The sequence below is a fragment of the Thauera sp. K11 genome (genome assembly GCF_002354895.1).
GTDB lineage: Bacteria > Pseudomonadota > Gammaproteobacteria > Burkholderiales > Rhodocyclaceae > Thauera > Thauera sinica.
Genome location: NZ_CP023439.1, coordinates 1,716,468 through 1,740,772, shown reverse-complemented (window position 1 = coordinate 1,740,772; position 24,305 = coordinate 1,716,468). Strand labels below are relative to the sequence as shown.

The following is a 24,305-nucleotide window of genomic DNA, read 5'->3' as shown; positions in this document are numbered from 1 at the left end:
TCTATCAATTGAGACCAATGGAGGGTATGCCGTTGACTGAAGTCGCACAATCCGAGAAGCCGGCGATGCTGTTCCACATGGTGCCCGGCGCGCCACGTCCGGTTGCCCCGTTCAGCCATGCCGTCGAATGCGGCGGTTTCGTCTTCGTGACGGGACAGATGCCGGACTCCCCTGCGGACACGGGCGTATTGCCGGAAGGCGTGGTCCAGCAGACCCGCAACGTGATGGGCAACCTCACGACCGTTCTGAAAGCCATCGGGCTGGGTCTCGACGATGTCGTTGCAGTCCGTGCGTATTTGACCCGGTTCCACGACGACTACGGTTCGTTCAACGAGACCTACCGGGAATTCTTCCCCGCCGACCGGCTTCCCGCGCGGACCTGCGTCGGGGTCACGGGTCTTGCCTACGGCGCACTTGTCGAGATCGACCTGATCGCGCGGCGATGACGACGCGCGTCGGGATGGATGGCGTTCCAACATTCGAAAGGAAGATGACATGATGAATTTCAACAGACGCGCCCTGTTGCTGTGCGCAGCGGTGGCCCTGCCCCTGGCGGCCTGCTCGAAGAAAGGTCCGGACGGTTCCTCGCTCGAGGCGATCCAGGCGCGCGGCAAGATGGTTGTCGCGACCGAGGACAATTACAAGCCATTCGAATACATCGAGAACGGAGAGCCCAAGGGGCTCGATCACGATCTCCTGGCGGGGCTGAAGAAGAAGGCGGCCTTCGACATCCAGCAGCAGATCATTCCCTGGTCGGGCCTGCTGCCCGGCGTGACCACCGGCAAATACGACGCGGCGATCACGGCTGCGGTGATCACGCCGGAACGGCTGAAGACGCTCGACTTCACCATGCCGATCGCCGAGGCCACGCAGTATTACGTGGTCCGGGCCGGCGAGACCCGCATCAAGGGCGTGGCCGATCTCGCGGGCAAGAAGGTCGGCGTGCAGTCGGGCGGCGCATCCTTCGCCGCGCTCGACGACCTCAAGGTGACGCTCGCCAAGTCGGGCGGGGAACTCGGCGAGGTGGTGCAATACACGTCCTTCCCGGAAGCCTATCAGGATCTGGCCAATGGACGGCTGGACTACGTGATCAACGGCATCGTCAACCTTACCAGCCTTACCGCCGAGCAACCCGGCCGCTTCCGCATCGGAGAGGCCGCGGGAAGGCCGACCTATGCCGCATGGGCGGTGGCGAAAGGCAACATCACGCTGCTGAACTATCTCAACGCCTATCTGGCCGGCGCACGCGCCGACGGAAGCCTTTTCGAGCTTCAGCAGAAATGGCTCGGGGCCAGCTTCACCGACCTGCCCGACGCGGCACCGCAATGAACGGGCACGGCAAGGCCGCGAGGCGGATGCCTCGCGGCCGCCCACCGCGACACGACGGGAGCCTGCGGCGATGACACTGGCCGACATCCTCGACATCGGCGCCGGCGCGGTGACGACACTGGGTCTTTCGCTCTCCGGCATCGCGCTGGGGTTGCCGCTCGGCTTCGTCCTCGCGCTCGCCCGCTGGAACAAGGTTCCGATCCTCGACGGCGCGATCGCGCTCTATGTCAGCATGCTGCGCGCGACGCCGATCATCACCCTGGCGCTCTTCATCTTCTTCGTGCTGCCGACGTGGGGGCTGGAACTCGGGCCGGTGCCGGCCGCCATCATCACGCTCGGCCTCAACACCTCGGCCTTCAACTGCGAGATATGGCGCTCGGGCCTCGACAATTTCGCCCGCGACCAGCTCGAGGCGGCGAAGGTCTATGGCATGAGCCGCCGGCAGACCTTCCGCCGCATCATCTTTCCCCAGCTCTGGCGTTCCAGCCTGAGCCCGATCGTCAGCGAGGCGACGCTGCTGCTCAAGGCGACGCCTGCGGTGGCCGTCATCGGCGTCGTCGAGATCACGCGCGCGGCGACCCGGATCGGCGCGCAGACCTATCAGCCGCTGCCGCCGTTCCTGACCGCGACGCTCATCTACACGGCGCTCATCGCGGGCGTGGTGTGGGTGCAGCGGACGATCGAACGCGCCGTCGAGCGCAAATACGGGAGTGCGTGGCGATGAACGGCATCGAGATCCTCTGGCGCGAGCGCGACATCTTCCTCGCCGGGCTGGCGACGACCCTGTCGCTATGCATCGCGGCCGTCCTCCTGAGCCTCGCCCTGTCGGCGCTCGGAGCGGTCGCCATCCGCGAAGCCTCGCCCCGCGCCCGCGCCGCGATCGTCAGGTTCGTCGACCTCGTGCGCTGCGTCCCCTTCCTGCTGCTCGCCTACGTCGTCTACTTCGGGCTGCCGGAACTGGGCTGGAACATCGGTCCCTACTGGGCCGGGCTGCTGACGCTGACGATCTATACGTCGGCCTATTTCGTCGAGATCTTCCGTTCGGCGATGATGAACCTGTCGAGCGGCTGCACCGAGGCGGCCCGTGCCTACGGCTTCTCCATGCCAGCCCTGTACCGGCGGATCATCTTCCCGCAGGTCGCCATCACCACGGCGCCGCTGGTCGGCAACCAGATCATCATGGTGCTCAAGGACAGCGCCATGCTGATGATCATCACGGTGAAGGAAATCTCCTTCGCCGCCAACTACGTGAGCACCAACTATTTCTCACCCTTCGCGCCCTTCGTGCTCGCAGCGGGACTCTACTGGAGTGTTTCATTGCTGGTCGAACAGGGCGTCCGCTTTCTCTCGAAGATCAGGAGTCAAAGATATGGCTGAGATCGCCTTGTCCACCGAACGGCTCTGCAAGCATTTCGGCGACGTGGAAGTGCTGCGCGACATATCGGTCGACATTCCCGCCGGCACGACCAACTGCATCCTGGGCCCGAGCGGATCGGGCAAATCGACCTTCCTGCGCTGCCTGAACTGGCTCGAGGAACCGACGTCGGGCGCGATCACCGTTGCCGGCGTGCGGCTCCAGCAGCGGTCGGGCAAGCCGGCGCCCAGGCGGGAGCTGGCCCTGGCGCGCGGCAAGATGGCGATGGTTTTCCAGAACTTCGCGCTGTGGCCGCATCTCACCGTGCTGGAGAACATCGTCGAATCGCCGGTCCACGTCCTGCACCGTCCGCGGGACGAGGTGCGCGCCGAAGGCTTGGCGCTGCTCGAGCGCGTGGGGCTTGCCGCCAAGGCGGACGTCTATCCGCACACGCTTTCGGGCGGCCAGAAGCAGCGCGTCGCGATCTGCCGCGCGCTCGCCATGCGGCCGCAGATCGTGCTGTTCGATGAACCGACCAGCGCGCTCGACCCCGAGATGGTGGGCGAAGTGCTGGCCGTCATGCGCGAGCTTGCCGCCGGGGGCCTGACGATGCTGATCGTGACGCACGAGATGGCCTTCGCCCGCGACGTCGCCGACACGGTCATCTTCATGGACCAGGGACAAGTCCGCGAAATCTCGCCGCCGTCGGTCTTTTTCACCAACCCCGGGACCGAGCGCGCGCAGCGCTTCCTGCAGCGCTTCATGGGCTGAAGCGCTGCCCTTGCCGCGCGAGGCTCGACCCGTTCCACAGGACTTTCTCGAATGAACAAGACTCTCCGCAGTTATCGCGGGATGGTGACGTCGCCGCATCATCTGGCAAGCCAGGCCGGTCTCGACGTGCTCAAGGCCGGGGGCAACGCGGCCGAGGCCGCGGTCTGCGTCGCCGCCGTACTCTCGGTCGTCTATCCGCACATGAGCGGGATCGGCGGCGACAGCTTCTGGCTGCTTGCGCCCGCCGGCGGGCTGCCGGTCGGGGTCGAAGCCTGCGGCACGGCAGCCGCGCTGGCGACGCCCGGCTGGTATCGGCAGCAGGGCTGCGACCAGATCCCGACACGCGGCCCGCTTGCCGCCCTGACCGCTCCGGCGACCGTCGCCGGCTGGGCCAGGGTGCTCGACGAGGCAAGCCATTGGTCGCGGCCCCTGCCGGTGTCCGAACTGCTCGGGCCGGCGATCCACTATGCCGAAGCCGGCTTTGCGGTGAGCCGCAGCCAGGCCGAACTGAGCGCCCGGTTTCGCGCGGAACTCGAGCCTCAGCCGGGTTTCGCCGCAACCTTCATGCCCGACGGCGAGCCTCCGATCGAGGGCCGGAGGCTGCGGCTGCCCCGCCTCGCCCAAACCCTGCGGGAGCTCGCAAGCGACGGTCTCATGAGCCTCTATCGCGGTGCGCTGGCGCAACGCATCGCTGCCGAGCTGGAAGGTGTCGGCTCGCCGCTTCGCGAAGCCGATCTCCGCGAGGTCGAAGCGCGGATCGTGACGCCGCTCTCGGTCAGGATCGGCGGTGCCCGTCTCTTCAACATGCCGCCGCCGACCCAGGGCATCGCCTCATTGATGATCCTGGCGCTGTTCGACCGCCTCGGCGTCACCGAGGGCGAAAGCTTCGCCCACGTCCATGGCCTGGTCGAGGCCACCAAGGCGGCTTTCCGGGTCAGGGACGCCCATGTCGGCTGCCCTGCCACGATGAGCGCCGATCCGGCTGCATTGCTGGGGCCTTCCGCGCTCGACGCGCTTGCCGGGGAAATCGACAAGGAGCGCGCGCAACCCTGGCCGCATCCGGCAGGCAAGGGAGACACGACCTGGTTCGCCGTCGCCGACGGCGCGGGCAACATGGTGAGCGCGATCCAGTCGGTCTATTTCGAGTTCGGCTCGGGCGTGGTCCTCCCCGGGACCGGCATCACCTGCCAGAACCGCGGCCTTGCCTTCTCGCTCGACGGCGGCGGGCACCGGGCGCTGCGCCCCGGCGCACGGCCGTTCCACACCATCAACCCCGCGCTCGCCCTGTTCGACGACGGCCGCAAGCTCGCCTACGGCACCATGGGCGGCGAGGGCCAGCCTCAGACCCAGGCCGCGGTGTTCACCCGCTACGCGCGGTTCGGCATGGGCCTGCAGGAAGCCGTCACCGCGCCGCGCTGGCTGCTGGGCAGAACCTGGGGCGAGAATGCGGCCGATCTCAAGCTCGAGGGCCGCTTCGCGCCCGAACTGGTCGCGCGGCTGCGCGAGGCCGGCCACGAACTGCGCCTCGTCGAGGACTTCTCCGACATGATGGGCCATGCCGGCGCCATCGTCCGCCATCCCGACCAACTGCTCGAAGGCGCGACCGATCCGCGCTCCGATGGCGCCGTCGCGGCCTGGTGACGGCGCGACCACGCCTGGCTCCACGAAATCTGGAAACCCGCATGACTCCTTCCTGGCTCGGATCGTTCAAGGTCGATCCCTATCTCGTCGCGCTCGTCGCCACCGTCGCCTTCGCATCGATCTTTCCCGCACAGGGCGCCGGCGTCGAAGTCCTGGACTTCGCCGTCCAGATCGCGATCGCAGGACTCTTCTTCGTCTACGGCGCAAGGCTCTCCACCGGCCAGGTCCTGTCCGCGCTGCTGCGCTGGAAACCCCAGCTCGCGGTGTTCGCCACGACCTATCTCGTGTTCCCGCTGGTCGGGCTCCTGCTGGTCAGGCTCTTCGGCGGCAATGTCGACGAGGGCATCGCGATCGGCATCCTGTTCCTTTCGATCCTGCCGTCGACCGTGCAGTCCTCGATCGCCTTCACCTCGATCGCCCGCGGCAACGTCGCGGCGGCGCTCTGCGCGGCCTCGGTCTCCAACCTCGCCGGCGTCGTCCTCACTCCGGCCCTGATGGCCCTGCTCATCACCTCCACGGCGGGCCACGCGATGCCCGGGAGCGCGGTCAAGGACATCGCGCTACAGATCCTTGCCCCCTTCATCGCCGGCCAGTTCGCACGGCCCCTGCTCGCCGGATGGCTCGGCCGCCACAAGTTCGCGACAATGCTGTTCGACCGGGGCTCGATCCTGCTCGTGGTCTATTCGGCCTTCAGCGCGGGCATGCTGGCAGGCGTCTGGAAGGATGTCTCCGCGCAAAGCCTCGTCTGGATCGCGCTGCTCGACGTCCTGCTGCTCGCGCTGATCATGGCCTTCACCTGGCTCGCGAGCCGGAGCCTGCGTTTCGAGCGGGGTGACGAGATCGCCGTCGTCTTCTGCGGTTCCAAGAAGAGCCTGGCGAGCGGCATACCCATGGCGAACGTACTGTTCCCGGCGCATACCGTCAGCCTGGTCGTCATACCGCTGATGCTGTTCCACCAGTTGCAGCTCTTCGTCTGCGCAGTGCTCGCCCGCCGCTACGCCGCGAACGACCCCGCGCACGACGAGGCCACCGCATCCGAATAGGGTGAATCGCCCTATATGTCCTCGGCGCGGATCAGCGGCACCCACATCTCGTCCGCGCTGAGGCCGCCATGCACGCCGATCATCGCGTGCGGCTTTTCGCCTTCCACCGTGTCGACCAGCGTCCAGCCGCGCTCCATCAGCAGCGCACGATGCCCCACCCGTTCGCGCAGCCTGGCGTTCGGCTTGCCGGGCCCGAGCAGGCCGGAAGCGAGCAGTTCCCCGGCGGCCAGCACCACCGCCCTGCCCCGCAGTTCGGCCGCGGCCCAGGCGTCGAACTCGTCTTCCGCCCCCTCCCGCAGCGCACAGAAGGCGGTCCGCCGCTCGCCGAACAGCGGTGCGGCCAGCATCCGTGCCACCTCCGAGCCCGGTGCGATCGCAACGATTTTGTCCTCCGGCGCATCGATGAAGCCATGGTCGGCCGTCGCCAGCAGCACCGCGCCGCTACCGCGCATAGCCTGCAGCAGGAAGCCGAATCTGGCCTCGATGCGGCCGAACACCGACAGCGCCTGCGGCGATCCGGCACCGTACGCATGGCTGATCGCATCGAAGACCGGATAGTAGGCATGCACCAGGCCCCCTTTCCCGCGCAACGCGGCCGCCTCTTCCACGATCGCGGCCGCGAGCTGATCGAGCCCCTTGTAGGGGCGAACCCGGGCGCCGCGGGAGTGGTGCAGGGAAAAGCGCGAGAAGGCGATGTCCTCCGGCGACAGCACGGTCACCGGCCGTCGCGCGCCGCGGAACATGGATGAATACGGGAACAGGCGCGGGGCCAGCCGTACCGCCTCGATCGGCCCGTTGCCGCGCCTGGTCAGCGGCAGCGGCGCAATGACACCGCCAAAGCGGCGATCGTGGATGAACCAGCCGGTGAGTCCGTGCTCGGCCGGGGACAGGCCGGTGTGCAGCAGCGTGACCGCACTCGCGGTGGTGCTCGGAAAGACCGAACTCATCCGGCGCACGCGATGCGCAAGCAGAGCCGATCCGGCGCCGTGCCGGGCCAGGAAGCCGTCCCCCAGCCCATCGACGATCAGCAGCACGACGACGCGCCGCTCGTCCGCCTCGATGCCCGCCTGCGGCCACGCCGCGCCCGGATCGTGCAGCCAGCCGCGCAATCCGTGCGCAAAACCGTAGAGACCGTCGTTGCCGTAGTCGGGCAGCACGGCATCGCGCGGCACCGCCGGAAGCTTGACCTGCATGCCCCTACTCCAAAAGCAGAAAGCCGGATGAGCGCATTGCACTCATCCGGCTTCGGATACTGGAGCGGGAAACGAGTCTCGAACTCGCGACCTCAACCTTGGCAAGGTTGCGCTCTACCAACTGAGCTATTCCCGCGTTTCATGCTGCAGGCCGGATGAATTCGCCTTCATCCCGCACGGAAAACTCTGGTTCCGGAATTCTCTGATAGCCATTAACACATTGATTATTAACGGCTTTTTGCACCCATGAATCAGGAATGGACGCAATTATGGACTGGCTTCGGACGATTGGCAAGCCCTATCTCGGCACATTGCAGGGCGCACGCGGACGGTCCGGACCCGTGGCGGCCGGTCCGTCCGGTTTCATCCGGTCCGCGGGAGGTTCCGGCGAGACGGACGGCGTTGCGGCGCGGCATCGAGCGCTACGGGCAGGCGGCGCCCGGGCGGGTATCATCGCCCGCCATGCACCCCCACCCCGACCTTCCGCCCGACGGCGGCCGCTGCATCGGCAACGTCCGGCGCGACTTCGCCGAATGGCACCTGGGCCGGCCGCGCTACGCGCTGTGGGCGCTCGACGTCGACGTCCCCGCAGTGCGGCAGAGGATGGGCGCGGCGCAGGAGCACCTGGCCGGCCTGCTGCTCGACGGCTACCAGCGCCAGCCCCACATCACCGTGAGCCTGTGCGGCTTTCCGAGCGCCGCACCGCGGCATGCCGACGACTTCGGCGCCGCGGCGCTGCACGCCCACGTCGCCGCGCTGCGCCGCGCGTGGCCGGAGCCCTTCGACATCGAGATCGGCGCCCTCGCCAGCTTCGCTTCCGCGCCCTATCTCGCCGTAGGCGATGCTGGCGGACGCATCGCCGCGCTGCGCGCCTGTTTCGCGGCCGGCGATCACAACCATCCGGACGGGGAATACGTGCCGCACGTGACGGTGGGGCTCTACGCCGACGCCTGGCCGATGGCCGGCGTGCGGCCGCGGCTCGACGCCTTCGCCGCCGGGGCGCCGCTGCGCCTGCGCATCGGGCACATCGGCCTGCTGGGCTACGCCGCGGCCGACATCGGCGGACCGCTGGCACGCATCGCCGACTACGATTTCGCCGACGGCGTGCTGCACTGGCATGCGCCGCCGCCGTTCGCCCACGCCGCCGCCGCAGCGTTTGACACACTTTGACACGAACGCTAACCTGCACCGCTGTCATGGTTGCCTGCCGACGTCGGCAGGCATGAAAAGGGAAGCCGGTGCCGCGCCCATGCGCGAAATCCGGCGCTGCCCCCGCAACTGTAATCGGCGAGCCTTGCGCCCTCCACGCCACTGGAAATCATCCGGGAAGGCTGGCGCCAGGCGAAGACCCGTGAGCCAGGAGACCTGCCATGCACATCGTCTCGACTGCACGGGCGGGGAGCCCCTGATCTGACGCCATGATGCCTGCCGCCACTTCGCCCACCGTTCCGTTCGCTCCGGCAAACGCCCGCCCGACCGCGGGTGCGACGTCCTGCGCGCGGACGGCGGCCGGGCGTCGGGAACGGACGGCGCCTGGCCGTGCCCACTCTCCCTTGCAGTCCCTGCCGACCATCCTGGAGGAACACCCGATGCGAGAAAGCGCGGGCACGGCCTGAGCCGCCCGCAACGGATGGCGGCGTCCCCGGTCCGCCGCCATCCGCCAGCCCGCGGCAACGCGGGATCGACCGGGAATCATCCGGCAGGTGCCCCCGTTCCCAACCGGGACGGAGGTGAAACGGGAACAGGATGCGCGCGCCGCCACGCCGCGGCGCGCAATGTCCTGGCTGCCCCCGCAACGGTAGGCAAGTGCGGACGGACCACATCCGCCACTGTATCGACCGCGTGGCGCCGGCACGGCGCTGCGCACGGTATGGGAAGGCGGTCCGTCAAGACTTGCGAGCCCGGAGACCGGCCTGCCGGCCGTTGGCGCGCTCCGTCCACCGCAAGGATGTGGACGGCGGCGCGCTTCTTACTGACCGGCCGCGGGGATGCGGACGGCGCCAGGCGCAGCGGACGACGGCACGGGCCGCCGCATCGCAAGGCTCCGGACGCCCGGCCGGTCTCACCTGACTGGAGCCGTTCCGTGAAGCCTCGCCCCCGTTCCACCCGCCTCCCCCTCGCCGCCGCACTGCTCGCGGCCTTTCCCCTGCACGCCGCCGCGCAGTCCGCCGGCGACGCGACAGTGCTGTCGACCGTCGTCGTCACCGCCCAGCGCGCCGAGGCGCCGCTGGAGGAAACGCCGCAGCGCGTGCTGGTGATCGACCGCGAGGACATCGAGCGCACGCCATCGCGCGAACTGACCGACGTGCTGAAGAAGAACGCCGGCCTCGACGTGATCCAGTACCCGGGCAACCTGTCGGGCATCGGCATCCGCGGCTTCACGCCGGAGTTCTCCGGCATCAACAAGCGCTCGCTGCTGCTGATCGACGGCCGCCCGGCGATGAGCACCAACCTCAGCATCGTCGACATGAACCGGGTCGAGCACATCGAAGTGCTCAAGGGCCCGGCCTCGGCGCTGTACGGCTCGTCGGCGATGGGCGGCGTGGTCAACGTCATCACCCGCGAAAGCCGCGGCCCGCTCACCGGCTCCGCCGAAGTCGCCGCCGGCAGCTTCGACCTGCGCGAACTCAAGGGCCACCTCGGCGGCAAGCTGGGCGAAGCCTTCGACTTCGACTACAGCGGCTCGTGGTTCGACCAGGACGACTACAAGACCGGCAAGGGCCACGAACTGCCCACCAGCGCCTACGAGCAGCAGTTCCACGCCCTGCGCCTGGGGCTGGACCTGAACGCCGACTGGCGCGTCAATGCCAGCTTCAACACCTACCGCGGCCGCGACATCGGCACGCCCGACGACGTCGCTTACGCCGATCCGGCGCGCACCACGAAGGACATGGACCACGACGGCCTCGACCTGCGCCTGTCCGGCCGCATCGGCGCGCACCGCCTGTCGGCCACCGTGTTCTCCGGCCGCGAATACAGCGAATACGTCGCCCACGGCTCGCCCTGGTACAACCCGGCCCTGCTGCCGCGCAGCAGCTTCGCCGAAGAGACCGAATGGCAGGGCTGGCAATTGCAGCACCAGTGGGAATGGGCGCAGGACGCCCGGCTGGTGTGGGGGATCGACCACGAACGCGCCAAGGTCACCGGCAAGAGCTGGGACCTCTACGTCACCGGCGCGCGCAACGCCCCGTACTCGGCCGACAACGAACGCGAAGCAACGGGCATATACGTCGAGAACACCTGGACCTTCAACGGCGGCGACACCACCGTCAACGCCGGCATCCGCCGCGACGACATCCGCGTGAAGACGCTGGGCACGCCGCTGAAGACCAACTTCACGCCGACCACGTCGGACTTCGACACCGTCAACCCGAGCATCGGCTTCAAGCACCTGCTCGGCGCCGGCTTCCGCGTGCACGGCACCGCCGGACGCGCCTTCGTGCCGCCGACCGCGGCGGAGTTCACCGGCGAGGCCACCAGCATCAACTGGCAGGGCAAGACCGAGATCACGCGCGGCAACGCGAACCTGAAGCCAGAATCGAGCGTGACCGTCGACCTCGGCCTGGAATGGTCGGGCAACGGGCTGTACCTCGATGCGACGGTGTTCGACACCCGCGTCAAGGACAAGATCACGCGCGACGGCGGCACCGCGATCGACGCCGATACCACGCTGTTCACCTACATCAACGCCAACCGCGCGCGCATGCGCGGCCTCGAACTGGAAGGCCGCTGGCAGATCCGCCCCGGCCTCGGCCTGACGGCGGGGCTCACCCACATGTTCGCCGCACGCCAGGAAATCGGCTCGGACTGGGTGGACCTGAACAAGGTCGCGCGCCAGAACGCGCACCTGGCGCTGGATGTCGACCACGGCGCCTGGAGCGCGCGCGTGGGTGGGCGCTACGTCGGCCGCAGCAAGGACCTGGACTGGGTCAACAGCTCCGGCACCCAGGTCGGCTACGCGGGCTACACGGTGTGGGACGTGGCCGCGCGCTATCGCTTCGACGCCCGCCAGAGCGTGGCGCTGTCGATCGACAACGTGTTCGACCGCTACTACGCCGAGAAATACGGCTTTCCGCAGCCCGGCCGCGCCGCGCGGCTGGCCTACCGCTACGCGTTCTGATCCGCGCCGGACGCCAGCCCCGGCATGCGCACGGGGCCGGCACGGCCCGCCGCACGGCCGCCGCCCGCCCGGCGACCGCCCCTTCCCGCACGGAGGCGACACCATGACGACCCTTTCCACGCCGCAGCCCGCCACGCCCCCCATCGTCGATGAACCCGGCCTCGGCCGCGTCCAGTGCTGGCCGCTGCCCACCGACGAAAACACCCTGTGGCTGCTGCTCAAGGACATCTTCCAGGGCTACTGGCGCGACATCCATTTCGGCACCCTGGTGCCCGGCGCGGTATGGGAGATCCGCGCCCCCGGCGCGCCGGTCAACGTCGGCCTGCTCGACGGCTACGCCACGGTGGATTTCGGCGCATGGCACTTCCATCTGTGCATCGGCCACTTCAGCGGCACCACGCCGGAACAGGCCGCGCAGCGGCGCACCGGGCGCGCCGAGTTCTACCGCGTGCTGGGCCGCGACGGCGCGCCGAGATCCTGGGGCGTGCGCCTCTTCACCGCGGCGGGCGACCAGCAGATGACGGTGTTCCTGCCCAACCCCTTCCTCGGCGACGACGGCCGTCTCGCCAGGCAGCCGGACTGGTCGAAACTCGCGGCCTGGGACGAACTGCGCCGCGCCTACCTCGACCGGCCCGCCGATCCGCTGGACCGCAGCGGATCGGGCCCGGTCTGCGGCGGCTGACGCCATGCGCCCGGCCGCATCCCCGCCGTGCCGCCGCATCGCCCACGCGCTGCGCCTGCTGCCGCTCGCGCTGGCCGCGGCGGGGCCGGGCGCCGGGACCGCCGCGGCCACGCCGCAGCGCATCGTGTCGCTGAACCTGTGCACCGACCAGATCCTGCTGCAACTGGTCGGGCGCGAGCGCATCGCCGCCCTCACCCACCTCAGCCAGGACGCCTTCAGCGCCGCGCTGCACGAACAGGCGCGCGGCCTGCCCACGGTGCGCGGCAATGCAGAGGAAGTGCTGGCGCTGTCTCCGGACCTCGTGCTCGTCGGCACCTACACCACGCGCCACACCACCGCCATGCTGCGCCGCTACGGCATCCCGGTGGTCGCGGTGCCGGGCGCCAGCAGCTTTGCCGACGTGGCGGACGAGATCCGCACCGTGGCGCGCGCGGTCGGCGAAGAAGCGCGCGGCGAAGCCATCATCGGCCGCTTCAATGCGCGGCTGGCCGAACTCGCAGCCAAGCACCGCGAACCGCGCCCGGTCGCCACCCAGTTCGCCTCCGGCGGCTACAGTGCCGGCAGCGGCACGCTATACCACGACATCTTCGCCGCCGCCGGCCACGACAACGGCGCCGCGCGCGCCGGGCTGGCCGGCTACGGCATCCTGCCGCTGGAAAGGCTGGTCGGGCAGGCGCCGGACATCCTCGTCGGCAGCGACTACCGCCGCGGCACGCCGACGCTGGGCAACCGCCTGCTGCAGCATCCGGCCATCGCCAACCTGGGCGCGCGCGAGGTCGTGCTGCCCGCGCGCCTGACGATCTGCGGCGGCCCGTGGAACCTGGATGCGGCGGCCCTGCTCGCCGCCGGGGGAAGCGGCCGATGAACGCATCACCTCCCCCGCCGCCGGGCTCCGGCACGCACGACGCCACCGCGCCGAACGCCCGCGCGGGCGGGCGGAAGCTGGACGGTGCCGCATCCGGCATCGCAGCCGACGGCGGCACGGCCGCCTCGCGCCCCAGGCGCACGCCCCCCGCCCGGCGGCTGGCAGCAGCCGTCCTCGCCGCCGCAGTGGCGGCGCTGGCGGTGCTGTCGCTGTTCACCGGCTACGTCGATCTGAGCCCGCAGCGCCTGCTCGCCGGCACCCTGGCCGGCGAGACGATTCCGCAGCGCATCCTGCTCGACATCCGCCTGCCGCGCACCCTGCTGTGCGTCGCGGTGGGCGCGGCGCTCGGCATCACCGGCGCGGCGATGCAGGGCCTGCTGCGCAACCCGCTGGCCGAACCGGGCCTGCTCGGCGTCTCCAGCGGCGCCGCGCTGGGCGCGGTGCTGGCGCTCTACACTGGCTTCGCCGACGCCTTCTACGCCGCGCTGCCGCTGGCGGGCTTCGCCGGCACCGCGGCGGCCACCGCCTTCGTGTTCTTCCTCGCCGGCCGCCAGACCGGCACCACCACGCTGATCCTGGCCGGGGTGGCGGTGTCCTCGCTGTGCGGGGCGCTGATCTCGCTCGTCCTCAACTGGTCGCCCAATCCCACGGCGGTGACCGAGATCGTGTTCTGGCTGCTCGGCTCGCTGGCCGACCGCAGCAGCCGCGACGTCGAACTCGCCCTGCCCTTCATCGCCGCCGGCGGCGCGCTGCTGCTGGGCTGCGGCCGGGGGCTGCGGGCGCTGACGCTGGGCGAGGACACTGCCCGTTCCCTCGGCATCGATCTCGCCCGGCTGCGCCGCAACGTCCTCGCCGGCAGCGCGCTGGCGGTCGGCGCCGCGGTGTCGGTGTCCGGTGCGATCGGCTTCATCGGCCTGGTCGCGCCGCACCTGATGCGCCCCTTCTCCGGCGGCAACCCCGCGCGCCTCCTGCCGCTGTCGGCACTGGCCGGCGCTGCGCTGCTGACGCTGGCCGACCTGGGCGTGCGCATGCTCCACGAGGGCGGGCCGGAACTGAAGCTCGGCGTGCTTACCGCGCTGGTGGGTGCGCCCTTCTTCCTCACCCTGATCCTGCGTGCGCGCAGGGAGATCGCATGAGCGTGCTGCGCGGTACCGGCCTCGGCGTCGCCGTGCGCGGCCGGCGCCTGATCGACGGCATCGACGTCGAACTGCGGGCGGGCGAACTGACCGGCATCCTCGGCGCCAACGGCGCCGGCAAGTCGACGCTGCTCAAGGCCCTGGCCGGCCTGCTGCCCTGCAGCGGGCGGATCGCCCTCGACGGCCGCCCGCTGCATGCGTACTCCATCGCGGAGCGTGCGCGCCTCGTCGCCTATCTCGCCCAGGGCCACGCCGCCCACTGGCCGCTGCCGGTGCGCGAAGTGGTGGCGCTGGGCCGTCTGCCCCACGGCCGCGGCGACGGCCCGCACGACGATGCCGTCATCGAGCGCGCGCTGCACGCGACCGACATCGCGGATCTGGCCTCGCGCAACGTGCTGACGCTCTCCGGCGGCGAACGCGCCCGCGTGATGCTGGCACGCGCGCTCGCCGTCACGCCGCGGGTGCTGCTCGCCGACGAACCGCTGGCCGCGCTGGACCCGGCGCACCAGATCCGCATCATGCAGTTGCTCGCCGCCGAAGCCGCGGCAGGGCTGGCGGTCGGCATCGTGCTGCACGACCTCACGCTCGCGGCACGCTTCTGCACCCGCCTGGTACTGCTGGGCCACGGCCGCGTGCTCGCCGCCGGCGCGCCCCGCGACGTGCTCGGCGACGACCTGCTGGCCGCAGCCTTCGGCATCCGCGCGGTACATTTCGACCACGACGGCTGCACGCTGCCCGTTCCCTGGCAACTGACCGGCGTCGACGGTTAGGAGGACGCTGCGCGACCCTGCGGCTCGCGGCAGCAGTGCAATAGGGTCGGCCGGGAATCGTGAAAAATTCCCCTTTTCGTCGCTAGGGAACCCCTGATCAATTGATGTGCTGAGCACGCTCTTCCGACGACAGAGTCATCTCAGAAAAAGCCTGGCTCTTGACTGTAATAATTTCATTTCGATGGTGGCGCCGTTGGGCGCGACGATCGCGGCGAGCCGGCCGACGCCGTCGTACTGGAAGCGCCAGACATGGCCGTCCAGCGTAGTGCTCGCCAGCCGCCCGGCGGGCGTCCAGGCGTAGTCGAGCGCCTTGCCGCCGCGGCTGTCGACGATGCGCACCACACGGTGGGCGGCGTCGTACTGGTAGTCGTAGGCGACGACGAGGTTGCCCGCGCCGTCGCGCGTCTCGGCGCGGGTGACCTGGCCGAGCGCGTTGCGCGCATAGCTCACGCTCTGGCCCGCACTGCCGCTGCCCGGCACGCTGCGCCCGGCCAGCAAGCCGTGCAGCGCCGGATCGTAGCGGTAGGTGCTGCGCGTCGAGACCTTGGCCTGCTCGGGCGTCTGGCTGGCCACGAGGTTGCCGTGGGCGTCGTACTCGAACTTCCACACCCAGCCCAGCGCGTCGGTGCGCGTCAGCAGGTTGCCGCCAAGCGGCGCGGTCGCGCCGCGTTCGTACCCTCGTCCGAGCGTGGGGTTTGTCTCCCGCGAAGCGGCTGTTCTAGTTGTGAATGGGTCGGTGCGTAGAGAAAGACAGGATGCAAGCCCAACCTACAGGCGCTCAGTTTCGATCGAACTCAGTAATTACCGTGTCGTGCAATCCCTGCTATTTGCCTCGCCCAAACAATGCCATTGGTCGGACCAGTCAGTAGTCTTCCGCTCTTCTCGGCTGCGGCCTGAATGCAGGGTATATCTGTCGAGACGCCGCCAAGAGAACTGGAGAGTATGTCCGCCTCTTACTGCATGTTCAAGATGTGGATTTCTAGTCTCTATTCCATATCGATTCCTATAACCTCTCCATACGCAATAGTTTTCCCCTCCCACAAAGTAAATCTTGCCCCCAACCGGACTTGAGTAAGAACTTCATCAGGAGATAGGAAGAGCATCCTGACTTTCTCAACCTCGTCTCCAGGCTGAACAGGTTCAGGAACTTCTGAGATAAGAATACGACAATCGTATCCGTGGGAAGAAAGCTCCGGAATACCTTCGAAGAATACGGGGCAACCGAAAGTATCAGATGGTAGCGCTTGGGAACGCCCCCCTTCTGCTGTGCTAAGAAAGCGTATTTTCGCGACGATATTGGGCATTCCATCATCCACTATGGAAAAGGAGAATAATTCCATATCTGTAGCGTCAGCCCGGGAAGATGGTTACCTCGAATACCGATGCTGGCCGGCCGTACTCTCAAAAATCATACATGACGCGGCGCGCAATTCCACGACCGTACAAGACAATTGAAAATTTACCACTGCTTACTCCCCACCAAACACGTCGATCTAGCCCTGACGCCGAATAGGCAGTAGATGAGCCTCTCCTCAATCAGACTCAGCGATACCGGCGTCACGCAGTCGTCGAATATCTCTCATTACATCAGCAAAATCCTTCTTGTTGCGTTTCGGCGTGATGATTAAAAGCCCCTCCCCTCTTTCATTTTAGAGTTCGCCCTATAAAACCGTAACCGTGGCAGTCTTTCTATTTCCTTCGTAAAGTTCGAACGTGCCCACCTTTTTTAGTCTCCCCCAAGGGGCATCGGACACTAAGAATCGGGCAGTTGCAGCAAAATTACGCTTTTTGGCATCTTCAGGCTGAAATGCCAATGCAATGCTCCATCCTTCCCTTTGCCATGCCTCAGCATCTTCCATGAACTTTGCTGCCGTAATGTAGCTGCCGCCAGTTGGCAATTGCTCCATTTTCTCTGCATCCCAGCTTACAGCGACTTTGATCGGCGTATTCATCAATCAGGACCCTTGATAACCGCACCACGTAGCTGCTCAAGTCGCCATAGGGGGCAGTTCCAATCAGACGATTGAGTACGCAGCGACACCTACATTTTGTGCAGCAAGGGCCTACCGATCTAGTTCCGCGAGAGATCTTCCTTCTTCGAGTAGCTTCACGAACTGATCCCAATCGATCACCCTTCCACCAATACTTGAGTTGAAGGCGACTTCGAAGACCTCGTCATCCGTATATCCGGCATCCAGTACCGGTGTCTCACCGTCCAGTAACTCGAACAGCGGGTGCTTGCGATTGATGTCTGTGGTCTTCTGCCACCGATATGTACCGCGAGCCGCCATAGCCACAATCCTTATGGGTTGATGAAACCGATGAAACTGCCGTCAGATACCCATCGGGCACCGAATCCTTCTGGAACCTGAATCTGATCAAGCGATTCGCAAGAGGTACGGCTTACCTCAATTTCTACGCCACGAGGCACTTGTATGCACTCTTGCCATAGAGCGAACGCTTTTACCACGGCTTCTACGCCGCACTGCAAAAAACCGATCTCAGAAGTTAATGGGAGGAAACGCCCCTCGTATAACTTTTTAGCCAAGTAAAATGACAACCATAGGAACGATCACTCATAAGATCTTGCCGCCAACAACATATCAGCAACGTTTTTCCAATCTGGCCTCTTTGGCACAGGAAGCTTGTGGTTAAGGTAATAACCGTCCATATCGGAAACCCACGCTGCTAGCGCATCAAGATACGACCCAATGTCATTATTTTCCCATGATTCTGGATTCATCCGAAACGACTTGCTAAGCTCATTCACGAAAGCCACGAATTCATCTCGACTCTTAATTGACTCAAATTTTCTTATCTCATCCATGGTCATTCCCCTCGAACTCGGATCGATGTTCCTCCGTTTCGCGTAGTAAATTTCCAAGCCTCGGCAGCCGCCTCCTCTGGCGTTGCCATCCGGTAAGGAATCGGAGTTTCTGCCCTTCGGAAAGCTTCTAAACGTCGGTTGTCGAGCGTAAACAATTGGCCATCTCTCTCGACCAATCGGACTGCAGGAATCTCACTGGGTTTTGTCGCACCATTGCGAAGTGATGCGGCGAGATCGTCAATTGAGCTTCCAGAACTAAAGTTTCGACTAATGCTGCTCTGACTAAACCGGACAGTTGCTGGAGCATGTCATTGGCGCCGGTCAAACGAGTCCGACCCATTTGTTACAGGCGGTTTTGGATTCTGCAGAGCTGACAAAATCGCTTCGCGGACACTTGGACGGGATACCTGCGCTTTGCGAACGTAGTCGACCGCATTCTTTGCGCCGAAATCAGCGCCGTGATCTTTGAAGTGTCTGAAGGCATTCTCAGCAATGGATTGGGACTTGGTTGACGTCCACATCGTCCCCTTTGCGGCAAGGAATCTACGGCAACGTCCTCTCTCTCACCCAAGACCCCAACGGCAGGTCTCGAATCGCCTGAATCGACGCCAACAGGCCATGATCGTTGTCCACGACTGCACCGCTCTCAAACGGCACAGCCCGGATCAATGCTTCAATCAAATCACTTCCCTTCCATTCGAGCAAGAACGGCATCGGCTCGGCCAACATTGCCGAGAGTTCAGAGCGTTCCTCATCGTCATACTCATCGAGGACGCGGTCATCGCGCAAGATCGAGAGCCAGCTTGATTGGCCCTCAATCATGACTTGCCCACCAACACCTCGTTCGCCACCGTGCTGCATTGCCCAGGTTTCCGGCGACCACACGCTGTCGCGCTTCAGAAGCAGAACCAGTGTGTTCATGGCTTGACAATCTCAATCAGAGTTTGCTCGCAGTTTGTTGCTACACATCCCCGAAGGATGGAGGGCTTTAGGTCAGGCCCATAGCCGACAGTCGGCAGTCCTGTTGCTTGTTCTGTTCGTTGAAGTTGGCTCGTCAGGCCTTTGCCACCTCCTGACTTAACCTGCACGATGCCGTTCTTGAGGAGGATGTCAGCATCAGTGACAAGGCGCCCCGCTGCGTCCCGGATTGGTACGTTTACTCCAACGACATGGCCTGGGTACGCAGCATCGATTTTCGTTGCCAAGTTGCCGACCAGCGGGTCAGAGGAAGTGAAGATTCTCCCCCTTGCAGCTCCCGTACCTGACAACTCCGCAAACGTTGCCCCCGAGCCTAGCATGCCGCTGCCAGCGAGCGTCGCTCCGATGGCAGCAACGCCACGCAAATCCCCAGCTACGTCCTGCGCAACGGGGTTTCGCACATCCACCCACGAGTCCATGCGCCCGAACGAGCCCGATTCTTGGTGCAGGAACTGCTCAAACCAACCTGTTGCACCGTTGACCGTGTCTGGAACGAAGTTGCCAGCGGCCACTGCGGCCCCATTTCGAATCGTGGCGACCGTTTCTTGAACTATCGGCTGTCCCCAGTAGCTGGCCGCCGTATTCCACGCCAGTTGCGCCAGCAAGCCATCCGGATCGTTGTAGAGGACGGGATTCCCGCCCGCGTAGGCGTAGGGATTGATCCCCGCCGCCAGCCCCATCGGGTCGCGGCTGGCGAAGCGGCCGAGCGCGGGGTGGTAGTAGCGGGCGCGGTAGTAGACCAGGCCCGTGGCATCGGGCTCGCGGCCGGTGTAGCCGAAGGCCGGGATGCTGCCGCTCGCCTGCGTGACGTTGCCCCAGGCGTCGTAGCGGGCGGTGGCCACGCTGGCCGCGCCACCGTCCGCACTCATCGTCACCTCGGCCATCAGCACCAGGCTGCCGTTGCGCACGCCCTTGACGAGCACGCGCAGCGCGCTGCCGGGGGCGCCGGTGAGCACGATCTCGGGACTGTCTTCGCTGGTGTTGTTTGTCAGCGTGCCGACCGTCTGCCACGAATTGTCCGGTTTTCGGACCTGCACCTCGGCATCCTTGACCACGTAGTCGGGCAGGTAGCTGGCCACCCGGTGCAGCCTCACGCGGCTCACGCTTTTCTCCGCACCCAGTTCCAGCGTGATCACGGCTGGATCGGCAGCGAAGTTGCCCGAGCTGCCAGCCCAGAACCCGGTGCTTCCGGTCGTCTCGCCGTCGATCAGCTTTGCCGGCGGGTAGCTGCCGGCGCTGTAGCTGTGGGTGGCCGATACGCTCGCGGCACTGACCGGACCGCTGGCGCCGATCTCGCCGTAGGCCGCGACGATGCTGCCCAGCCCGTCCTGCGCGTAATGGTGCGCAGAAGCGGCCGGCGTGCTCGTCGCGCCGGTGAGGCGCAGCAGCGGTTCGTCGATGCCGGCACCGTGGGCATAGACCGCGGTGGGGCTGCCGGCCGGGCTGGCGTACTCGGCCAGGATGTCGGGACCGTCGTAGGCGAAGTGGGTGGCGCTGCTGCCCACCGTCTTGGTGATGCGGCGCCCAGCATCGTCGTAGCCATAGGTTTCGGTGGGCAGGCCCGTCCTGGCGGCCTGGATCAACTGGTCGAGGCCGTTCCAGGCGAGGCTCAGCACGGTGGTGCCGGTGCAATCGCTGGTGCCGCCGCTCGGGCTGCCGACGCAGTGCTTCCGGACGTTGCCGTTGTCGTCGTAGGCGAGCCGCTCGGTGGGGGTGCCGGCGACCTGCACCTGGGTGAGCTGGTGCGCCGCGTCGAAGAGATAGTCGGTGGTCACCCCGCCCGTGGTCTTGCTGGTGCGATTGCCGAAGAGATCGAAGGCATGGGTTTCGGTCGCACCGTCGGTGGTGACGGTCTTCAGGCGGTCGAGCGCGTCGTAGCCGTAGGCGAGGTTGCGGCTGGTGCCCGCGAGGGTCTCGGTGGCGCTCGTGCGGTTGCCCCAGGCATCGTAGGCATAGGCGAACTGTGCGAGCGCGCTGCCGCCCGCGCTGTGCTCGATGGCGGCGAGGCTGCCTTCGGGCAGCCAGTCGAAGGCGCTCTTCGCGCCGTCGGGCCAGCGCCGCTCGGTGAGCCGCCCGGCGGCATCGCGTGCCATCGCGATGGTGGCGCCGTTGGGCGCGACGATCGCGGCGAGCCGGCCGACGCCGTCGTACTGGAAGCGCCAGACATGGCCGTCCAGGGTGATGCTCGCCAGCCGCCCGGCGGGCGTCCAGGCGTAGTCGAGCGCCTTGCCGCCGCGGCTGTCGACGATGCGCACCACACGGTGGGCGGCGTCGTACTGGTAGTCGTAGGCGACGACGAGGTTGCCCGCGCCGTCGCGCGTCTCGGCGCGGGTGACCTGGCCGAGCGCGTTGCGCGCATAGCTCACGCTCTGGCCCGCACTGCCGCTGCCCGGCACGCTGCGCCCGGCCAGCAAGCCGTGCAGCGCCGGATCGTAGCGGTAGGTGCTGCGCGTCGAGACCTTGGCCTGCTCGGGCGTCTGGCTGGCCACGAGGTTGCCGTGGGCGTCGTACTCGAACTTCCACACCCGGCCCAGCGCGTCGGTGCGCGTCAGCAGGTTGCCAAAGTCGTCCCAGCTCTGGGTGAGCTGCACCGCGGGGCTGCCGGCGCAGGCGGCACTGGTGGGGTCGGTGGTGGCGCCGGCGCGCACCTGGGTGAGGTTCGAGAGTGCATCGTAGCTGTAGCAGACCTGCAGCCGCTGGCCGGCGTCGTCCGGCGCGGAGACGCTGCGCACCACGCGGCCAAGCTCGTCGTGGAAACGGTAGCCTTCGCGCGCTTCGCCGCCGGCCGAGACCTGGCGCACGCGGATGGGCAACCCACCCGCATCGTAGTCGGTCTCGGCGGCGCGGCCCGCGTTCTGGCCCGGGATGGCGGGCTGTTCGACGCGCGCGAGACGCCCGTCCTGCTCGTCGCCGTGATAGTCGTAGAGCGTCGCGGCGCCGTTGGGGTCGATGACCGCGCGCACGCGCCCGGCCACGTCGAAGGCGGAGAAGACGCGGTTGCCGTCTTCGTCGTAGGCCGAATAGGGCCGTCCGGCGAGGTCGTAGTCGAAGCCGATGGCGTAGCCGTCGGGGCTTTCCACGCTCACGCGGTTGCCTACCGCATCGTAGGCGTAGGCCACGCGGTTGCCGGCGTGATCGAGGACGTGGGCGACGCGGTCCTGCACGTCGAAGGCGGCCACCGAGGAATCGATACGGCTGCCGCCGGCAATCAGCTCCGTACCGATGCGGTTGCCGTTGACGTCGAACGCGTAGCGGCGCGGCTGGCCCGTGGCGTCGGTGGCGCGGGTGACGCGGTCGAGCACGTCGTAATCGAAGGCGACCGGATACCAGCGCCCGTCCACCCCGCCGGTGAGGCGCCCCAGCGCGTCGTGGGAGAAGATCGGGCTGGTCTCGCTGATCGCGCTGCCGTTGCGGTTGCCGCTGCGGCCGACGCTGGCGACGTTGAGCCTGGCCGCATCGAAGGTGGTGGTGACGACGGGGCCGCTGCCGCTGGCGAAATTGCCCAGGGTCGCGCCCGTCCAGTCGCGCAGGCGCTTGACGCCGGTGAGGTTGCCCACGCTGTCGCCCTGGTACTTGATCCAGGAAACGACGTTGGCCGCGGCAGGCGCGGTGCCGACGGTGGGGACCACGCCCGATTTGACCCGGATGGAGTCGGTCCGTGTCCCGGCGGTGTCGTAGTGGTGGAGCGTCCAGTTGCCGCGCGCGTCCTTGACGCGGCGGGGCTGGCCGAAGGCGTCGTAGTCGCGCCACTCCTGCACGGCGCCCGACGGCAGCGTCAGGGTCTGCAGATAGCCTTCGGCGGTATAGCTGTACTGGGTGACGCGGCCGACCGGGTCGGTCATGCGCGTGCGCAGGTGCGGATCGTTCGGGTCGGCGTACGCGTAGGTGTGGGTGGCACCGTTGGCGGCGGTCTGCTGGATCACGTTGCCGTGCGTGTCGAACAGGAAGCGCTCCTCCGCACCGCGGCCATCGACCGTCCAGCTCTCGCGCCGATAACTGTTGTAGTGGAAGGTCAGCGCCGATTCGGGGATGAGGCTGCCGCTGGTGTCGAACGGCGTGTGCCGGAAGACCTGGCCACCGGCGTAGTACTCGAACTCCATGCCGTTGCCGCGCGGCAGGGTGTGGCGGCGCAGGGCGTGGTCGAGCTTGGCACCGTCGGCACTGGTGTAGTAGCTGTAGCGCGTGGCTTGACCCAGCGGATCGGTGACGCGCGTGAGGTTGCCGCCAAGCGGCGCGGTCGCGCCGCGTTCGTACCCTCGTCCGAGCGTGGGGTTTGTCTCCCGCGAAGCGGCTGTTCAGGTTGTGAAGGAGCGTGCGCTCAAGTGGCCCACTTGCATGTCATTGGCGCCGGTCAAACGAGTCCGACCTTGCTTGCCAAAATCGCCGAAATTCATGCGAAGAGGCGTATTAGGACGAAAGCCACCTATGATTCATCGGCTACCAACTTGCTTGGACTTCAGAGAGGCTAAACTCTTTTGTCGCCGGAGCCATCGGGCCTTTCTTTTCGGCTAAGAAAGCGTTTTCAGGATCATAAAAATCCTCTTTAAACGCATCAATACCGAGAGCCATTAAGTACTCTTCGAGCATGGCCTCCGTGAATCTGCTACGAACAGATCTGTTGGCATACTGGTCGACCTGCTCGAAGCACTGCTTAGCACCAGCCTCTGAGAAAGCCCATTTCTTGCCGTCAAAAGCCACAGCTATAGAGCGTTCGGTGTTAACAAAGTCAGTTTTCTGCGCAGAAAATATTTCTAATGCTACTGCGCCATAACGCCCTGGTTGAGTTCCTTCCTGTGAATCGAGAGAGTGAGGAACATACAGCATGCGACCACCACGACATCCGATCATTTCCGCAAGATAGGAAATTGTGCTGTAAGCATCCGTCCCTCTCCATCCGTTGTCGAAATATGCACACCAACTACCCCTTGTCGAGACGAACAACATTCGTCTTCGTTCAACACTTGTTAGCGGCAAGAGATTTTCAAGCAATATATCAAGCGATTCACAGGAGGCACGGCTTACCTCGACCTCTACGCCACGTGGCCCTTGCATGCGCTTTTGCCACAGAGTGAACGCTTTCACTGCGGCCTCTACGTCACACTGCAAGAAACCAATCTCGGAAGTGAGCGGAGATAAACGCCCTTCGTATAGTTCAACTGACGAAATCGCTTCGTGGACACTTAGACGGGACACCGACTGCTTTATAGCATTTCCCATTGAAGGGTGCGGGGCATTTCGCCAGAGAGTAAAAACTCTTGAACTGCTCTGAATCCAGAGTCCAAGTCAACCAAATTTCTTTCTAGATATTCAGATTCTTCTGTACCATAGCAAAACGTTGTTGTTCCACTCGAATTCGACTCTCCGATGCTAATAAAATAAGGAGGATCATTCGATTTTTGAAACGTAAGAACGGTTTTCTCTCGGCCAATGCCGATACCAAGAGATACGCCTTCATGATTGAAAAACTCAACTATGGCAGGGATTTTAGCTGTATCTCTAACTTCATCTAATAGTGTAAATGCCTCATTGGATGTTGCCACATTTCGTTCGAAAACACTATTCCAGTCGGACCACTGAACGTTCCACTTCATTAGAA

The 24,305-nt window shown here is 66.0% G+C and carries 22 protein-coding genes, 1 tRNA gene and 2 riboswitches; of the genes, 13 read left to right on the top strand and 10 right to left on the bottom strand.

The window, feature by feature from the left end; all coding sequences use genetic code 11:
• Positions 1 to 32 precede the first annotated feature (32 nt).
• The 7 genes from CCZ27_RS07625 (at position 33) to CCZ27_RS07595 (ending at position 6,138) form a co-directional block, all read left to right on the top strand.
• On the top strand, positions 33 to 446 hold the full coding sequence (locus CCZ27_RS07625; protein ID WP_198363290.1) for a RidA family protein: 414 nt from the start codon (positions 33 to 35) through the stop codon (positions 444 to 446).
• 49 nt (positions 447 to 495) lie between these two features.
• The gene (locus CCZ27_RS07620; protein WP_198363289.1) at positions 496 to 1,329 is read left to right on the top strand and encodes a transporter substrate-binding domain-containing protein; all 834 of its coding nucleotides are present in this window, start codon (positions 496 to 498) and stop codon (positions 1,327 to 1,329) included.
• Positions 1,330 to 1,399: 70 nt separating this feature from the next.
• Entirely contained in the window at positions 1,400 to 2,053 is a 654-nt protein-coding gene (locus tag CCZ27_RS07615; RefSeq protein WP_096447011.1) for an amino acid ABC transporter permease, read from the top strand.
• Complete coding sequence (locus CCZ27_RS07610; protein WP_096452312.1) at positions 2,050 to 2,706, top strand: amino acid ABC transporter permease; 657 nt, start codon at positions 2,050 to 2,052, stop codon at positions 2,704 to 2,706. The genes CCZ27_RS07615 and CCZ27_RS07610 overlap by 4 nt, the downstream gene beginning before the upstream one ends.
• Positions 2,699 to 3,454, top strand: a complete 756-nt coding sequence (locus CCZ27_RS07605) for an amino acid ABC transporter ATP-binding protein (protein ID WP_096447009.1) — start codon at positions 2,699 to 2,701, stop codon at positions 3,452 to 3,454. The genes CCZ27_RS07610 and CCZ27_RS07605 overlap by 8 nt, the downstream gene beginning before the upstream one ends.
• Before the next feature lie 51 nt (positions 3,455 to 3,505).
• The gene (locus tag CCZ27_RS07600; RefSeq protein WP_096447007.1) at positions 3,506 to 5,095 is read left to right on the top strand and encodes a gamma-glutamyltransferase family protein; all 1,590 of its coding nucleotides are present in this window, start codon (positions 3,506 to 3,508) and stop codon (positions 5,093 to 5,095) included.
• Positions 5,096 to 5,136: 41 nt separating this feature from the next.
• On the top strand, positions 5,137 to 6,138 hold the full coding sequence (locus CCZ27_RS07595) for a bile acid:sodium symporter family protein (RefSeq protein WP_096447005.1): 1,002 nt from the start codon (positions 5,137 to 5,139) through the stop codon (positions 6,136 to 6,138).
• 11 nt (positions 6,139 to 6,149) lie between these two features.
• Here CCZ27_RS07595 and CCZ27_RS07590 read toward each other — a convergent pair whose 3' ends face one another.
• On the bottom strand, positions 6,150 to 7,331 hold the full coding sequence (locus CCZ27_RS07590; protein ID WP_096447003.1) for an alkaline phosphatase family protein: 1,182 nt from the start codon (positions 7,329 to 7,331) through the stop codon (positions 6,150 to 6,152).
• A gap of 60 nt (positions 7,332 to 7,391) precedes the next feature.
• Positions 7,392 to 7,467, bottom strand: a tRNA-Gly gene (locus CCZ27_RS07585).
• Positions 7,468 to 7,793: 326 nt separating this feature from the next.
• On the opposite strand from CCZ27_RS07585, the gene CCZ27_RS07580 reads away from it, so the two are divergent.
• From CCZ27_RS07580 to CCZ27_RS07555, 6 genes are all read left to right on the top strand, one after another.
• The gene (locus CCZ27_RS07580) at positions 7,794 to 8,501 is read left to right on the top strand and encodes a 2'-5' RNA ligase family protein (protein WP_157748484.1); all 708 of its coding nucleotides are present in this window, start codon (positions 7,794 to 7,796) and stop codon (positions 8,499 to 8,501) included.
• A 10-nt stretch (positions 8,502 to 8,511) separates the two neighbouring features.
• Positions 8,512 to 8,718: riboswitch (cobalamin riboswitch) on the top strand.
• A gap of 297 nt (positions 8,719 to 9,015) precedes the next feature.
• A riboswitch (cobalamin riboswitch) is annotated at positions 9,016 to 9,262 on the top strand.
• Between the two features lie 152 nt (positions 9,263 to 9,414).
• Positions 9,415 to 11,451 (top strand): TonB-dependent receptor, encoded by a 2,037-nt coding sequence (locus CCZ27_RS07575; protein ID WP_157748483.1) that lies wholly within the window; start codon positions 9,415 to 9,417, stop codon positions 11,449 to 11,451.
• Between the two features lie 103 nt (positions 11,452 to 11,554).
• Positions 11,555 to 12,133: a DUF7676 family protein gene (locus CCZ27_RS07570; protein WP_096446997.1), complete on the top strand. Its 579-nt coding sequence runs from the start codon at positions 11,555 to 11,557 to the stop codon at positions 12,131 to 12,133.
• A 4-nt stretch (positions 12,134 to 12,137) separates the two neighbouring features.
• The gene (locus CCZ27_RS07565) at positions 12,138 to 12,998 is read left to right on the top strand and encodes an ABC transporter substrate-binding protein (protein WP_096446995.1); all 861 of its coding nucleotides are present in this window, start codon (positions 12,138 to 12,140) and stop codon (positions 12,996 to 12,998) included.
• A complete protein-coding gene (locus CCZ27_RS07560) occupies positions 12,995 to 14,134 on the top strand; it encodes a FecCD family ABC transporter permease (protein ID WP_096446993.1) in 1,140 nt (379 codons plus the stop codon). Before CCZ27_RS07565 ends, CCZ27_RS07560 begins: the two co-directional genes overlap by 4 nt.
• On the top strand, positions 14,131 to 14,904 hold the full coding sequence (locus tag CCZ27_RS07555; protein ID WP_096446991.1) for an ABC transporter ATP-binding protein: 774 nt from the start codon (positions 14,131 to 14,133) through the stop codon (positions 14,902 to 14,904). The genes CCZ27_RS07560 and CCZ27_RS07555 overlap by 4 nt, the downstream gene beginning before the upstream one ends.
• Positions 14,905 to 15,039: 135 nt before the next feature.
• Here CCZ27_RS07555 and CCZ27_RS07550 read toward each other — a convergent pair whose 3' ends face one another.
• The 8 genes from CCZ27_RS07550 to CCZ27_RS07530 all read right to left on the bottom strand — a co-directional run bounded on the left by CCZ27_RS07550 (position 15,040) and on the right by CCZ27_RS07530 (position 24,300).
• Positions 15,040 to 15,513, bottom strand: a complete 474-nt coding sequence (locus CCZ27_RS07550) for an RHS repeat domain-containing protein (RefSeq protein WP_096446989.1) — start codon at positions 15,511 to 15,513, stop codon at positions 15,040 to 15,042.
• A 377-nt stretch (positions 15,514 to 15,890) separates the two neighbouring features.
• Positions 15,891 to 16,208 (bottom strand): hypothetical protein, encoded by a 318-nt coding sequence (locus CCZ27_RS23390; protein WP_157748482.1) that lies wholly within the window; start codon positions 16,206 to 16,208, stop codon positions 15,891 to 15,893.
• Positions 16,209 to 16,565: 357 nt separating this feature from the next.
• Entirely contained in the window at positions 16,566 to 16,856 is a 291-nt protein-coding gene (locus CCZ27_RS23385; protein ID WP_157748481.1) for a hypothetical protein, read from the bottom strand.
• Positions 16,857 to 17,476: 620 nt separating this feature from the next.
• Positions 17,477 to 17,737 carry a DUF7660 family protein gene (locus CCZ27_RS23380; protein WP_157748480.1) on the bottom strand — a complete coding sequence of 87 codons (261 nt, stop codon included), beginning with the start codon at positions 17,735 to 17,737 and terminating at the stop codon, positions 17,477 to 17,479.
• 537 nt (positions 17,738 to 18,274) lie between these two features.
• Positions 18,275 to 18,652 carry a hypothetical protein gene (locus CCZ27_RS07540; protein WP_096446985.1) on the bottom strand — a complete coding sequence of 126 codons (378 nt, stop codon included), beginning with the start codon at positions 18,650 to 18,652 and terminating at the stop codon, positions 18,275 to 18,277.
• Positions 18,649 to 22,809, bottom strand: a complete 4,161-nt coding sequence (locus CCZ27_RS07535; RefSeq protein WP_096446983.1) for an RHS repeat-associated core domain-containing protein — start codon at positions 22,807 to 22,809, stop codon at positions 18,649 to 18,651. Before CCZ27_RS07535 ends, CCZ27_RS07540 begins: the two co-directional genes overlap by 4 nt.
• A 337-nt stretch (positions 22,810 to 23,146) precedes the next feature.
• Positions 23,147 to 23,791, bottom strand: coding sequence for a hypothetical protein (locus CCZ27_RS23375; protein ID WP_157748479.1), 645 nt, complete (start codon positions 23,789 to 23,791; stop codon positions 23,147 to 23,149).
• A 119-nt stretch (positions 23,792 to 23,910) separates the two neighbouring features.
• On the bottom strand, positions 23,911 to 24,300 hold the full coding sequence (locus CCZ27_RS07530; protein ID WP_157748478.1) for an Imm1 family immunity protein: 390 nt from the start codon (positions 24,298 to 24,300) through the stop codon (positions 23,911 to 23,913).
• Between the last annotated feature and the right edge of the window lie 5 nt (positions 24,301 to 24,305).

Bases quoted from the DNA above. Each gene is read 5' to 3' on its own strand.
- CCZ27_RS07605 (WP_096447009.1), top strand. From the start codon at position 2,699: ATGGCTGAGATCGCCTTGTCCACCGAACGGCTCTGCAAGCATTTCGGC.
- CCZ27_RS07540 (WP_096446985.1), bottom strand. From the start codon at position 18,652: ATGAACACACTGGTTCTGCTTCTGAAGCGCGACAGCGTGTGGTCGCCG.
- CCZ27_RS07560 (WP_096446993.1), top strand. From the start codon at position 12,995: ATGAACGCATCACCTCCCCCGCCGCCGGGCTCCGGCACGCACGACGCC.
- CCZ27_RS07595 (WP_096447005.1), top strand. From the start codon at position 5,137: ATGACTCCTTCCTGGCTCGGATCGTTCAAGGTCGATCCCTATCTCGTC.
- CCZ27_RS07555 (WP_096446991.1), top strand. From the start codon at position 14,131: ATGAGCGTGCTGCGCGGTACCGGCCTCGGCGTCGCCGTGCGCGGCCGG.
- CCZ27_RS23385 (WP_157748481.1), bottom strand. From the start codon at position 16,856: ATGAATACGCCGATCAAAGTCGCTGTAAGCTGGGATGCAGAGAAAATG.
- CCZ27_RS07530 (WP_157748478.1), bottom strand. From the start codon at position 24,300: ATGAAGTGGAACGTTCAGTGGTCCGACTGGAATAGTGTTTTCGAACGA.
- CCZ27_RS07580 (WP_157748484.1), top strand. From the start codon at position 7,794: ATGCACCCCCACCCCGACCTTCCGCCCGACGGCGGCCGCTGCATCGGC.
- CCZ27_RS07535 (WP_096446983.1), bottom strand. From the start codon at position 22,809: ATGGAGTTCGAGTACTACGCCGGTGGCCAGGTCTTCCGGCACACGCCG.
- CCZ27_RS07565 (WP_096446995.1), top strand. From the start codon at position 12,138: ATGCGCCCGGCCGCATCCCCGCCGTGCCGCCGCATCGCCCACGCGCTG.
- CCZ27_RS07610 (WP_096452312.1), top strand. From the start codon at position 2,050: ATGAACGGCATCGAGATCCTCTGGCGCGAGCGCGACATCTTCCTCGCC.
- CCZ27_RS07570 (WP_096446997.1), top strand. From the start codon at position 11,555: ATGACGACCCTTTCCACGCCGCAGCCCGCCACGCCCCCCATCGTCGAT.
- CCZ27_RS23390 (WP_157748482.1), bottom strand. From the start codon at position 16,208: ATGCCCAATATCGTCGCGAAAATACGCTTTCTTAGCACAGCAGAAGGG.
- CCZ27_RS07615 (WP_096447011.1), top strand. From the start codon at position 1,400: ATGACACTGGCCGACATCCTCGACATCGGCGCCGGCGCGGTGACGACA.
- CCZ27_RS07600 (WP_096447007.1), top strand. From the start codon at position 3,506: ATGAACAAGACTCTCCGCAGTTATCGCGGGATGGTGACGTCGCCGCAT.
- CCZ27_RS07620 (WP_198363289.1), top strand. From the start codon at position 496: ATGATGAATTTCAACAGACGCGCCCTGTTGCTGTGCGCAGCGGTGGCC.
- CCZ27_RS23380 (WP_157748480.1), bottom strand. From the start codon at position 17,737: ATGACCATGGATGAGATAAGAAAATTTGAGTCAATTAAGAGTCGAGAT.
- CCZ27_RS07590 (WP_096447003.1), bottom strand. From the start codon at position 7,331: ATGCAGGTCAAGCTTCCGGCGGTGCCGCGCGATGCCGTGCTGCCCGAC.